Origin of the sequence: Phocaeicola faecium (assembly GCF_014837055.1) — a bacterium.
Classification (GTDB): domain Bacteria; phylum Bacteroidota; class Bacteroidia; order Bacteroidales; family Bacteroidaceae; genus Phocaeicola; species Phocaeicola gallinarum.
The window spans coordinates 288,271-301,303 of the sequence record NZ_JACSPQ010000001.1 but is presented as its reverse complement, the minus strand read 5'-3'; the positions used below and the strand labels follow the sequence as shown (position 1 = coordinate 301,303).

The 13,033-nt window shown below is 43.8% G+C and carries 9 protein-coding genes; 4 read left to right on the top strand and 5 right to left on the bottom strand.

What is annotated here, in order from left to right:
• Nucleotides 1–8: 8 nt before the first annotated feature.
• Nucleotides 9–1,079, bottom strand: a complete 1,071-nt coding sequence (gene serC / locus H9626_RS01240; protein WP_191709295.1) for a 3-phosphoserine/phosphohydroxythreonine transaminase — start codon at nt 1,077–1,079, stop codon at nt 9–11.
• Nucleotides 1,080–1,349: 270 nt separating this feature from the next.
• A complete protein-coding gene (locus H9626_RS01235) occupies nt 1,350–2,666 on the bottom strand; it encodes a DEAD/DEAH box helicase (RefSeq protein ID WP_191709294.1) in 1,317 nt (438 codons plus the stop codon).
• 228 nt (nt 2,667–2,894) lie between these two features.
• On the opposite strand from H9626_RS01235, the gene H9626_RS01230 reads away from it, so the two are divergent.
• From H9626_RS01230 to H9626_RS01215, 4 genes are read left to right on the top strand one after another with little or no spacing between them, the layout of a single operon-like run.
• A complete protein-coding gene (locus tag H9626_RS01230; protein WP_191709293.1) occupies nt 2,895–4,130 on the top strand; it encodes a ubiquitin carboxyl-terminal hydrolase family protein in 1,236 nt (411 codons plus the stop codon).
• A gap of 19 nt (nt 4,131–4,149) precedes the next feature.
• Complete coding sequence (locus H9626_RS01225; RefSeq protein WP_178256116.1) at nt 4,150–4,734, top strand: condensin complex protein MksE; 585 nt, start codon at nt 4,150–4,152, stop codon at nt 4,732–4,734.
• The gene (locus tag H9626_RS01220; RefSeq protein ID WP_191709292.1) at nt 4,718–8,374 is read left to right on the top strand and encodes an ATP-binding protein; all 3,657 of its coding nucleotides are present in this window, start codon (nt 4,718–4,720) and stop codon (nt 8,372–8,374) included. Before H9626_RS01225 ends, H9626_RS01220 begins: the two co-directional genes overlap by 17 nt.
• 3 nt (nt 8,375–8,377) lie before the next feature.
• Nucleotides 8,378–9,265, top strand: a complete 888-nt coding sequence (locus H9626_RS01215) for a DUF7281 domain-containing protein (RefSeq protein WP_191709291.1) — start codon at nt 8,378–8,380, stop codon at nt 9,263–9,265.
• Between the two features lie 73 nt (nt 9,266–9,338).
• Here H9626_RS01215 and H9626_RS01210 read toward each other — a convergent pair whose 3' ends face one another.
• The 3 genes from H9626_RS01210 to H9626_RS01200 all read right to left on the bottom strand — a co-directional run bounded on the left by H9626_RS01210 (nt 9,339) and on the right by H9626_RS01200 (nt 13,028).
• Entirely contained in the window at nt 9,339–9,698 is a 360-nt protein-coding gene (locus H9626_RS01210; RefSeq protein WP_178256119.1) for a hypothetical protein, read from the bottom strand.
• Between the two features lie 538 nt (nt 9,699–10,236).
• A complete protein-coding gene (gene proS / locus H9626_RS01205) occupies nt 10,237–11,727 on the bottom strand; it encodes a proline--tRNA ligase (protein WP_178256120.1) in 1,491 nt (496 codons plus the stop codon).
• A 149-nt stretch (nt 11,728–11,876) separates the two neighbouring features.
• Nucleotides 11,877–13,028, bottom strand: a complete 1,152-nt coding sequence (locus H9626_RS01200; RefSeq protein WP_191709290.1) for a DUF6057 family protein — start codon at nt 13,026–13,028, stop codon at nt 11,877–11,879.
• Nucleotides 13,029–13,033: the final 5 nt, after the last annotated feature.

The following is a 13,033-nucleotide window of genomic DNA, read 5'->3' as shown; positions in this document are numbered from 1 at the left end:
TCCGTTTTTTAATGGTTTTTCTCAAATTCCTGCATACAGTCTATCAATGCCTGTACGCTTTCTACCGGCATTGCGTTGTAGCATGAAGCGCGGAATCCTCCCACAGAACGATGTCCCTTGATACCTACCATGCCCTTTTCGGTTGCAAATTTCAGGAAATCCGCCTCAAGGTCTTTGTATTCGTCTGCCATTACGAAACAGATATTCATGTACGAACGGTCTTCAACCGCAGTTACCGTACCGCGGAACAATTTGTTACGGTCTATCTCTGCATACAACATCTCAGCACGCTGGCGTGCGCGGCGTTGCATTTCCTCTACCCCGCCCTGTGCTTTCAGCCAGCGCAGCGTCTGTAAAGCCGCATAAATAGGCACTACCGGAGGAGTGTTAAACATTGACCCCTTTTCGATATGAGTCTGATAGTTCAACATCGTAGGAATATAGCGTGACACCTTACCTACCGCATCATTTTTCACGATAACGAAAGTAACGCCCGCCGGAGCCAGATTCTTCTGCGCGCCACCGTATATACATATATATTTAGATACATCAATGGGACGAGAGAATATATCCGATGACATGTCGGCTACCATCGGCACGTTTACATCAAGGTCGGCATGAAGTTCCGTACCGTAAATCGTATTATTGGTTGTGATATGGAAATAATCCACATCTGCCGGAACTTCATAGTCTTTCGGGATAAATGTATAGTTGGCATCGGCAGACGAAGCGACTTCAACCACTTCGCCAAAGGCTTTTGCTTCTTTCATCGCCTTCTTTGCCCATGTACCGGTATTCAGATAAGCTGCTTTCTTTTCAAGGAAATTATAGGGAACCATACAGAACTCCAGACTTGCTCCTCCGCCTAAGAACAATACCGAATAGCCTTCGGGGGTATTCAGAAGTTCTTTAAACAAAGCTACCGCTTCGTCTACCACCGGCTGGAAGTCTTTAGCGCGGTGACTGATTTCCATCAGCGAAAGTCCCGAACCGTTAAAATCCAGTATAGCCTGAGCCGTTTTTTCGATTACTTCGCGAGGCAATATAGAAGGTCCCGCATTAAAATTATGTTTTTTCATTTGGATGTTTGTTTTGGTTAAACAATAGATTTCTAAACTCACACTTTGCGAATATAGCTATTATTTTTAGACTTCCAAAAGAAATCCTAATAATTTTATGCGTTCACCTCAAATATTCTTTCATTTTAACAAGCAGATAAGCCGATAACTAACATTTTGACAAATACAGACACATAAAATAAGCGTCCGCACGAAAATCGTACTTGCGGCAGGTCAGAAAGACACCCTCTTGCAGGGGGAGCGTAAAACAGATGTAATGTCACAAAGTTATTACTTTGCCGGTCCTATCAAAGTTTTTACCCCCTTAATCTTTTCATTTTGTATCAATTTTAACGTTTGTTTCACCTTTTTCCGCGAAATGGCAGCAAAGGCATAGTGGTCTTTCACGTCGATTCTGCCCACTTCCTCGCGGCTCAAATTTCCTTTTTTCGACAAGAATCCTACGATGTCTACTTTATTAATCTTATCTTTTTTCCCTTTACCTATATATAATGTAATGTATTCGGGCAAGGCGGGTGCGGGAATGGTTTCGGGGAAAACAAACTCTTCGGGTTCCGACGGGATATAGGCGGGCAGTTGTTCTTCGGGGTGCAGAATAATGTATGCGCTGCCCACGGCATCCCAGCGCGCAGTACGCCCGTTGCGGTGGGTAAAACCTTCTTCCGACAACGGCAGGTGGTAATGGATGATGTGTTTTACGTTGGGGATGTCAAGTCCGCGTGCCGCCAAGTCGGTAGAAATAAATACCGAGCAGCTTCCGTTACGGAACTTATACAACGCCCGTTCGCGGTCGTCCTGCTCCATGCCGCCGTGAAAGGTTTCGCAATAAACTTTCATCGAGTGGAGATACTTCCCTACCCGGTCTACGCTCTCGCGGTGGTTACAGAACACCAGTGTAGACTCGTTGCCTAAACAGCAAATCAGTTTGTAAAGAGTTTCGAGCTTATCTTTTATGGGAGAATCTACCTTATACAACTGCAAGCGTTCTTCCACTTCCTCTTTCCCGTCCAGAAAATTCAGTTTCGATACGCGGTTCAACCCCGTAAAGTGTGGAATCTCTTCGGCATCGGTAGCCGAAAGCAGGAAGCGTCGGCGCAGACGCGGCAACTTGCCGATAACGGCTTCCATTTCATCCTGAAAGCCAAACTCAAGGCACTTGTCGAACTCGTCTATCACGAGCAGGCGCACCGTGGAAGCATCGATATTCTGTTTTTCCAGATGGTCGTTCATACGTCCCGGCGTACCGATAATCACCGAGGGGCGAAGTCCTTTCATAACGCGGTGTTCTTCCATCGCCGGACGTCCGCCGTAACAGCTCATCACGCCGAATCCTGTACCCATCGACTTGAACACCTGTTCGGTTTGCAATGCCAATTCGCGCGAGGGAACAAGTACCACCGCCTGTACACCGTCGGCACCGGGATTCAACGAACTTACCAGCGGAAACAGGTATGCCAATGTTTTACCCGTTCCGGTGGGCGAAAGCAATATCAGGTCGTTACCTTCTTTCCAAGCCTCGACACTGGCTTGCTGCATGGGGTTTAACTGTTTGATTTTCAGATTCAACAGAATAGTAGATATATCCATTATGTTTCGGTTTTGATTGAAATAAATACAAAGGTACAAATTTTAGCCGAACAACCCAGAAATTCTACCCATAGGAAACACTTACGCTTCCCATAGCGTAGAAGGTTTCTTCCCATAGCGTGCGAGGTTCCTTCCCATAGAAAATCGGCAGCCTATAAGTTCTGCAAAAATTAGGAAATTCCGCCGTCTTGTCATACCTTTGCATGATTTTTCGACTAAACAAACATTATGTACATATTCCGCTCAATAAACGAAATCATCAATACGGTCTCTGCCGCACGAGGGCTGCTTACAGAGATGTTTGAAAAGAGAAAAATATTAAATTTTAAATACTCCGATGCGCTTCTGTTGCTGAAAGGAGACGAGAATCGCCTGAAGATATTAATCGAAAAAGAGATTATCCGGCAGAACGGGAACGAGGTTTCGCTGGATATCCGTTTCCAAGAGTTCTTCGAGTTGCTGCTGAACGCCAACGAAGAGATAAACACTGCCGTCATCGACGAAAACATTGAGTTCTTGCATGAACTGATGGATTATTATCTGAAAGAGCGAATCCCGTCGCGCAAGGAAAGCTACATCCGTAACATCAAGATTACGTTCCGTAAAATCGCTTACACTACCATACGTAACATCATGAGCCTGCAAGACAGCATCGACCACGCCGTGAAACACGAGCCTACGTATCAGATAAAGATTGCGCGGTTAGAGAACTTAGACAAGAAGCGGATAAACATTCAGCGGATGATTGATGCTACGGAGCATCTCATCCTGCACGAAGAGCGTCTGTTTTTCCAACAGGCTACCGACGAGGAGCTGGCAAACATCTTGCTGGAACTGCGTCAGGAGCTTCAGCTTTCGGCACACAGTCTTATCAGCGCGCAGCAGGACATCATCAACTACCTGAATCAGATTAAGAGCCAGATAGTATTGGTTGAGAAAATCAAGAAGCTGAAATACCTGCAAGACCAGTTTGAACTGCGCACGCGGAGTAACTTGGCGGAGGTTATGGAGCGCGAACACTCGCTGTTGGTCGAGGGTACGTCGTCGCCTTCATTCAAGCTGTCTATCTCTTACCTGAATACCGACGAGGCGCGTCCCGTCATCTTGAAAGTAATCCGTAACCTGCAATACCGCAAGGCTATACAGAGTAACGAGGCGGGTGCCTTCAGTGCGGAAGAGATGGAAACGCAGGCGACTTACCAAGAAACCATCGACCTGAACGAAACCCTGAACGACTACATTCAGGCACAGGCGCAAAAGCTGTGGAACGACGAGGCGGCACAGCCCGACGATTTGTTCTCGTTCCTGATACATCACCGTTTCCGCCGCGAGGTGAGCGAGCAAGAACGCACCACGTTTTTCTGCCAGATAGTTTCGCTCTACGAAAACCATCTGCGCATTACAGACGAATACGGTGTGTATCATCAATATGAATACGCCAAGATATATCCCGACGTATCCTAATAATTAAATTTTTCACGGTATGGAATTAAATATACGAATCCCTGACTCGACAGGCAATATATTTGAATACTTGCAAAAGGGTTTGTTTATCAGCTCGAACAGCGTAGACGAAACCTTGCGCAATCTTTACGACCAGATAGAAGACAACTTTGAATCACTCTCGCTGTTCTTTGCCCAGATAGGTTACACGCTGGAACATGGCAACGAGTATTTCTACTTTTCGCGAAACGAACCGCGCATGACGCTGGAACAAAAAATACAGCGCGCGTACTACTGGATTGACGTGCTCGACCTGTTTAAGACTTACGACGAGACGTTCGGGCCGGGATATCGGTTTCAACCCGAACAGATATTGGTAGAGGCGAACATCAATGTAGTGTTACAAAACAAGCTGGACAGCCTCCGCAAGCACTTTTCGGACAAAGACATCCGTAAAGATATACTTGACAACGTGATTCGCCAACTTACGAAAGATTCGTTTTTAGAATTGGAAAACGACAAGACGAATACATATAAAGTAATGAGTGCGTGGCACTATCTGGAACGACTGATAGAAAGTATTAACATTTACGACGAGACGGAAGAAGATGAGAAACCTGAATAGAATCATATTTATCAATAGTGCAAACATCCCTTACGCGGATGATATTTTCTTGGATGGGAACGTACATTTCATCGGTACGCAAGGAGTGGGCAAGAGTACCGTGTTGCGCTCCATCCTGTTTTTCTATAATGCCGACACGCAAAAGCTCGGCATCCCGGTAGAGAAACAGAGTTACGCGGAGTATTATTTCCCGTATGCCAACTCGTACATCGTTTACGAAGTGACTACTGAAAAGGGAGCGTTCTGCATACTTACCTTTAAGTCGATGAACCGCATCTGCTTCCGTTTCATCGACTCGCCTTATCGCAAAGAGTTCTTTGTGGACGAAAACCGCACGGCATACAGTGGAACCGACCGCATCCGTGCCATGCTCGACCAGTACGGAGTAGATTATTCGCGCATCATTTATACTTACGAAGAATACCGGAATATCCTGTACGGAAACGGCGTGGAGGCAGATATGCGCAAGTATTCGCTGATGGAGAGCAAACAGTTTCAGAATATTCCGCGCACCATTCAAAATGTATTGTTAAACTCTAAGCTGGATGCCGAATTCATTAAAAAGACTATCATATCATCGCTCAACGAGGAAGAGACTGCCATCGACCTGAACAGTTACAAAGAGCATCTGAAGAACTTCGAAACACGTCTGCGCGACATCGAGGAATTCCGTAAGCGGGAAACCCGCAAACAGGCTACGGACATCATCGGCTATTCGGCAGAAGTGGCAAAACTTAAAACGGCATTGGTACAGGGCTGTCGGGAGCTGGCTGTAGCTTTCCGCCAAGCACAGGCCAAATATCCCGTGTGGAAAGAAAAACAGGAAAAGGCCGAAACCGAACGGAACGTGTTGCAAAACCGTAAAAAAGAGTTACAAAAGCAATCACAATCACGTTGCGACGAGTTGCATGACCGACTCACCATCCTTGACAGCGAACTGCAAAAGGCACGGAAGAAAGAAAAGGAATACGAACGAATAAACATCCACCACATCATTGAGCGATCGGCTAAAAAAGAAGAATTGGCAAGCCGTCAAGAAAGTCTGGAAAAACAACAGCACACACTGACCTCGCAGTACGAAGAGACTTCGACCAAATACGAACGGCTGATTAACGGGCTGAACGAGGAATGGAATAAAATCCATGCGGCAAAGCTGCGTCAGAAAGAGGAACTGAACCAAACGCTCACGAAACGTATGAAAGACATCGGCAGGCAACGCGAGGAGGCTGTCGAGGCTTTGTTTCATAAGTATCAGGAACTGTCGGAACAGCTTCATCCGGAGAGAAGCGAGAAACAGAATGCGCTAACCGCACTTCGCTTCCGTATAGAGACTTGCCGCAAAGAGGTATTCTTTAAAGAGGAACTGGAGGAACTGAAACATCGCATCCAGTCGTACACCGGGCTGCAAATGAGTAAGATAAACCGTAAGGAGCAGGCTGAGCTTATCATCAAAGAAACCAACTTGAAATGGGAAGAAGAACGGCAAAAGAAGGAGCGGGAAACAGAAGACGCTTTGTCGCAGCTTCAGGCTGAACAGCAGCAGCTACGCCCTCGTGTTGAGGAACTTGACACTTTCTTGCGCAACAGCAAACACACGCTTCAGGGATGGCTGAAGGATAACAAAAAGGGTTGGGAAGACAACATCGGGAAGCTGTGCGACGAATCGGTGCTGTGGCAAACCAACCTTTCTCCACAACTGTCGGGCACAGACGATACTTCTTTCTATGGCATTTCGCTAAACCTTGACGAAGTAAATCGTCCTATCAAGTCAATCAACGACTATCAGAAAGAGAAAGAAGCAGGAGAGAAACGCCTTGCCGAAATAGCTGCCGAAATACAACATCTGCAACAAGATCAGGAAAAACTGGTAGAGCAACTCAAGTATAAATACCTACCTGTCATTAAAGAGCAGCGCGAAATTATACGAGTTCAAGAATACGAGCAGGAAAAGCTGGAGAAGCAATACCAAAAGGACATGCTCGACTTGGAAAATCTGAAACAAAAGGCAGAAGAAGAACGAAGCGCACAACTGAAGCTTTTAGTGGCAGAAGAACAGCAATTAAAGCTGGAATTACAGCGCATTGATGAAAAGCTGAATAACCTGAACCATGAACGTACCGAAAAGCAGCAAGCCATAAAACAGCTTTGGACGGAGCAGGAAAAGGAGGCGGAGAAAGAGCTTCGCCAATTAGTGGAAAATGTGGAGCACGAAGAACGGGAGGAGCAACAGCGCATTGCTGCCGAAAAGAAAGCCTACCGCAAACAAATGGACGAGGAGCTTCATTCACAGGGAGCGGATACAGAGCGTCTGCAGCAGATAGCCGTCCAGTTAAACGAGCTGAAGAAGGAACTGAACTTCATAAAAGAACATGAGACACTGATTATCGAGTTTCATAAAGACAAGCGCGACTGGATAGACCATATACAGGAATGGGCATTGGAGCAAGAGGCTAAAACATCGCTTCTGAAGCAGGAACAGGAAACGCTGCGCAAGGAATCGAATATCCTGCAAGAGCAAATAAATGTGCAGGAGCAGGCTTATCAGGAAGCGGAAAAAGTATTACAAAAGTTGCAGAACGACATGGAGGCGTACGGGAAAATAGAATCATACGAGTGGTACAAACCTCATCAGGATATATTTACCGCCGACCACCAGACAGCGGATGCGGACACGCAGAAAAACTGTTCGGATTTAATTGAAATATTGAGCAGGACAGAAAGCAAATGTAACCAGATAAAAAATGACCTGCGCAAGGCTGTGGTTCTGTTTACATCACACTTCGGCGAAGACAACACGTTTAAGTTTCCTACCAAGTTTACCGAAGACTGGGAGTACCTCCGCTTTGCTGAAGAGCTTCACGACTTTGTGGAAGAAAACCGAATCGATGAGTTTGTAAAACGTATCAACGATACACACTCGGATGTATTTAAGCGCATCAGCATGGATACGTCGATGCTCACCGCATCGGAGGATGATATTCAAGACTTGATAAATAAAGTAAACAAGGGATTCCAGACGTGTAATTTCGTAGGAGTAATCCAACGCATCGAAATGAAAATAGAAGAAAGCAGCAACCGAGTGGTAAGCACGCTGCGTAACATACAAAAGTATTATAACGAACATGCTTACGACCTTGCCCCGGGTACTACCCTCTTTTCTTCGGAAAACGAGCAACTGGTAAAACAGGAGGCGATAAACTTGCTCCGGGATTTCATCAAAGAAATCTACGCTTACCGTTACGACTCCATCCGCCTGTACGATTCGTTTGAATTACGCTTCCGCATCGTAGAAAACAACAACGATACCGGATTCGTGGAAAAATTGTCGAACGTGGGTTCGGAAGGAACAGACATTTTGGTTAAAGCCATGATTAACATCATGCTGCTGAACGTATTTAAGGAGGGGGCTTCCCGCAAATTCAAGGATTTCAAGCTGCATTGCATGATGGATGAAATCGGGAAACTCCATCCGAACAATGTCAACGGGATTCTGAAATTTGCCAACGACCGTAACATCATCCTGATTAACGGGTCGCCCACTGAGTTAAACCGCGATGCGTATAAACATGTGTACCTGATGACGAAAAACGCTCAAAGCAAGACACGTATCGCACGACTTATATCCGATAAAAAGTTATAACAAATGTATATCACTACCGAACAGGCACGTCTGTTGAAAGAACTGGCTGAGGGAAAACAAATTCCCTCCAGCCAACTCCGTGCCGAGATATTTCGTAAACTAAGAGAAGAGAAACTTCTATTGGCAAAAAGGGTGCATCACGGGAAAGTAATTTATACTGACAATCCCATTGATTTATTAAACTATTTGAATAATCATTATCTCCGATGTACGCTTGACGAATACATCGTAAAGAGCCAAGCCTCCCCTACCCGTACAAACAATGTCTACCTGACGGGCGACTCGAAAAACAAAGACACCGAAAGGGTGTTTCAAGGATTCTTGTTTAAAGTCACCGAACCGATTCAGGCACAGTGGAAAGGTAAGGAACATATTCTGATCCCCGCCAACGGACTGCCTGTTTTCATGCCTTATCCGGACTCATTCAAGCTCCCGGAAGACATTACAATCGTGCTGGTTGAAAACTCGGAAAACTTCTGTATGATTGAAAACCAAATAGAACTATTCGGAGAAATGAAATGTTTTTTTGTGCCCTATTACCCAAGAGAACATTACAAATACTTCACTGAGTGGTTACAAAAACAGCCCAATAACTACGTACATTATGGAGATTTCGACTTTGCTGGTATCCATATCTACCAAAGTCAATATAAAAAATATGTAACGGGAAAATCGGAATACCTTGTTCCTAAAACTTGTTTCCGGCTATTTAAACGATTCGGAAAGAAAGAGTTATACGATAATCAACTTAATCTATTAGACCGACTGGAAATCGACGAACCGGGTATTCGAAAACTTATACAGACCATTCAGTCGGAACATAAAGGATTGGAACAAGAGGTTTACAATAAAGACGAATACAAAACATTTCTCATCAAAGAGCCGGTATAATTCCACAAAAAAACAAATGGAGCTGTTTCACGAAAAAATGAAACAGCCCCACCTTGTTATAAACAACTAATCTTTATTTTTTATTGACATCGATACCTTTATTACGCAAAGTCATGGCCATCAAACGAACGTATTCGCTATATTGCTTCTCGTTCAATGTTTTTTTCATCAATTTCAGATTGCCATACACAGCATTACGAACCTGTTCATCGCTGTTTTTCTTTGAATTATTAGCCGTCTTCATCTGTTCTTGGAAATAGTCGCAAATATTTGCTACTTCTTCGTGTTGATTAGACGACAACTGGAGATATTTTGATAGTTTAGCTTTGTTGATTGAACCATCCCACTTAGAAGCAACTTCTTGAGGTTCTGATGCAAATACAGATGCAGAAAATGCTAATGCAACTGTTAATGTTAAGCCTAATTTCTTCATAATACCTAAAATTTAAATTGTTACCTAAAAACTTGTTACCTAAAAACACTTAAATAGTTTAGCTCGAGCTTTATCTTTTTACCACTGCAAATATAAGAACATGCTGTAAAACATAAAAATTATACAGCATATTTTTTACCCTTACGGTGTCTTTTATTGACTTAAATCAAGTTCTACCTGTTAAAAGACACGGTGTTTGTAACAATTTTGTAATCTAAAGATAGCGATTACGCCTATAAACATTCTTTTTGAAAAACAATACGAGCAAAAGAATAACATCGTGGTATAGCCTTTTGCTTGAACTCCATCCGGCATGGTCAAAAGGGGTGAAAAAACACTACCCGTAGAACCGATGCGTCTTACGGGTAGAACCGGACAATTCTACCCATAGAAATAACCTGCACTAACGGTAGCGTTTTCCGGAACATCAGGATACAAAAAAAGGCACAGATATATATTCTGTACTCCAATTACTGAGAGCAAACAGAACACATACCTGTGCCTGAATATCGGGAAATACGATTTCGCCTACTTATTATTAATATGCACGAGCAAATAACACACGGCGCGCAGAAGGTTTACCTGTAACCATATCCACACCCGGAGTAAGGCTTTCTTCGTCGGCATCGAAAGGAATACAACGAATCGTTGCTTTTGTTTCTTCCTTAATGCGCTCTTCGGTTTCGGTAGTTCCGTCCCAATGAGCAAGAATAAAGCCTCCTTTCTCTATCTGTTCTTTAAAGTCATCATACGTATCCACTTTCGTAATGTGTTCGTTACGATACTTCAAGGCTTTCTGATAAATGTTTGCTTGGATTTCTTCCAACAAATCTTTCACATAGGCTTCAATTCCGTCGCACGTGCGGGTTTCTTTCTCCAGCGTATCGCGGCGCATGATTTCAATCGTATTGTTTTCCAAATCACGACCTCCCATAACAAGACGAACCGGAACACCCTTCAATTCATAATCGGCAAACTTAAAGCCCGGACGCTTATTGTCGGCATTATCGTATTTCACGGAAATACCCAAAGCCCGCAGCGCGTTTACAATGCCTTCTACTTTTGCATCGATTTGCTTCAACTGCTCATCATTCTTATAAATAGGTATGATAACCACTTGAATCGGAGCCAGATGCGGAGGAAGTACCAAACCGTTATCGTCAGAGTGAGTCATAATCAAAGCTCCCATCAAGCGGGTAGATACACCCCATGAAGTAGCCCAAACATAATCCAACTTATTGTTTTTATCAACAAACTGAACATTGAACGCTTTTGCAAAATTCTGTCCGAGGAAGTGTGACGTTCCGCACTGAAGTGCTTTTCCGTCTTGCATCAATCCTTCAATCGTATACGTGTCAAGCGCCCCGGCAAATCGTTCGTTAGCCGATTTCACACCCTTGATAACGGGAACAGCCATATATTTTTCAGCAAAGTCTCCGTATACATGCAACATTTTTTGTGCTTCTGCTTCTGCTTCTTCGCGCGTAGCGTGAGCTGTATGTCCTTCTTGCCACAAGAATTCGGCTGTACGCAAGAACAGGCGCGTACGCATTTCCCAACGTACTACATTTGCCCACTGGTTACACAGGATAGGCAGATCGCGGTAAGAATTAATCCAATTTTTATACGTACTCCAAATGATTGTTTCTGAAGTAGGACGGATAATCAATTCTTCTTCCAGTTTTGCTGCCGGGTCTACAATCACTCCCGAACCGTCATCGGCATTCTTCAAACGGTAGTGAGTCACCACCGCACACTCTTTGGCAAAGCCTTCTACGTGTTCTGCTTCGCGACTGAGGTATGATTTAGGAATCAACAGCGGGAAATACGCATTCACATGCCCCGTTGCTTTAAACATATCGTCTAACTGACGTTGCATTTTCTCCCAAATCGCATATCCGTAAGGTTTAATCACCATACAACCGCGAACAGGCGACTGCTCTGCAAGGTCAGCTTTTACAACCAAATCATTATACCATTGTGAGTAATTTTCACTTCTTTTGGTAAGGTCTTTTAATTCTTTTGCCATAATTTTGTTATGCAGTTATTTTTTATGTTTCAATGGATTTACGGACACAAAATTACGAAAAAGATTTATTCTAACCTTTGTTTTTGAGCTTTTATGAGCGAAAAGACGTAAAAAATGTAATTAGCATCCTGCTTACATGCAATCTTTCTTTATTTTTGATAATCGAAATACCACCAATAAGTGTCGCCAAACTCACGTTTCATATAATTTTGTTCTTCTAATGGCGAGGCAAATTCCATCTGACGAGTTTTATATCTGATATATTTTTCTTGCATTACAGAATCATTCCGCACGAAAACAGAGTCGGAATGATTTGAACGATATATGGCCATCGCTTCACGGTAATATCGCGGCAGAGAATCTTCTGATTCATAAAAGTCGTCAATGGTCTGTGCAAACTTATTTATCTGTTTATCAAGCAGAAGTCCCGCCAAGTAATAATCCAACGCAATGTATTTTCCACGGCCTGTATAACAAAGTTCGCTCAAATAATCTAACGGCTTATCTCCTACATAGGGTTTTCCTCCCAAAAGATCGTAAACCGAATCGTTCGTAAAACGCAAAACAGCCGTTGAGTCTTCATCGAAAAACAGACCGTCTACCCCGTAATACTGGGGGTACTCAAAAAGTTTTTCTCCCATCAATTTCGCATGAGCCATCGCCATTGCCCGAAGTGCTGTTAATGTATGCGTAGATTCTAACGAACGTTTGCCTACTTCCAATGCCTCTACATACTCCCGGTCACGCAAGTAACGCTCTACCTCTAATTCATGATGAAACGCCCGATTGGTATTCCCCACCAGCACGGTCATCAAACATTGAACGAAAAGTATCAGCAGATTATAATTCACTAACCCCAGCCTACTGCCTTCTGTGTTCAACTGATTGCGATACAAGCCGCGCAACCAATATGCAAACACAACAAAAATCAGGATGAGAACCGGAAGCAACCAACTCCATACCGTGTGATAAGCAGACATATACACGGTTCTACCTACATCGGTCAAAGCACAGAGAACGAGAAATGAAGGCAGGTAAGAAAGCGAACGTATATAGCCTTTTAATCCTAAAAGGCTGTTTACCCCCCAACGTAGCAAGAGCAGTATAAGCGTAATAACGACAGCACTGCCCATCGGGGCAAAATGTGTTTTCCCGTGAGCCAAAGAGAAGTGTAAAGCCTCTAATACATCTCGCTGGAAAACATATAAATAAACGAAACTAAATAGAGAGAAAAGAAAACCGCACACCACGGTTGTCATGCGTGCGGCTTTCTCATAAAGTACATTTGTATATTTACCCATTACAA

Excerpts from the sequence above, each read along its gene's own strand:
- serC (WP_191709295.1), bottom strand. The coding sequence starts at position 1,079 with ATGAAAAAACATAATTTTAATGCGGGACCTTCTATATTGCCTCGCGAA.
- H9626_RS01235 (WP_191709294.1), bottom strand. The coding sequence starts at position 2,666 with ATGGATATATCTACTATTCTGTTGAATCTGAAAATCAAACAGTTAAAC.
- H9626_RS01230 (WP_191709293.1), top strand. The coding sequence starts at position 2,895 with ATGTACATATTCCGCTCAATAAACGAAATCATCAATACGGTCTCTGCC.
- H9626_RS01225 (WP_178256116.1), top strand. The coding sequence starts at position 4,150 with ATGGAATTAAATATACGAATCCCTGACTCGACAGGCAATATATTTGAA.
- H9626_RS01220 (WP_191709292.1), top strand. The coding sequence starts at position 4,718 with ATGAGAAACCTGAATAGAATCATATTTATCAATAGTGCAAACATCCCT.
- H9626_RS01215 (WP_191709291.1), top strand. The coding sequence starts at position 8,378 with ATGTATATCACTACCGAACAGGCACGTCTGTTGAAAGAACTGGCTGAG.
- H9626_RS01210 (WP_178256119.1), bottom strand. The coding sequence starts at position 9,698 with ATGAAGAAATTAGGCTTAACATTAACAGTTGCATTAGCATTTTCTGCA.
- proS (WP_178256120.1), bottom strand. The coding sequence starts at position 11,727 with ATGGCAAAAGAATTAAAAGACCTTACCAAAAGAAGTGAAAATTACTCA.
- H9626_RS01200 (WP_191709290.1), bottom strand. The coding sequence starts at position 13,028 with ATGGGTAAATATACAAATGTACTTTATGAGAAAGCCGCACGCATGACA.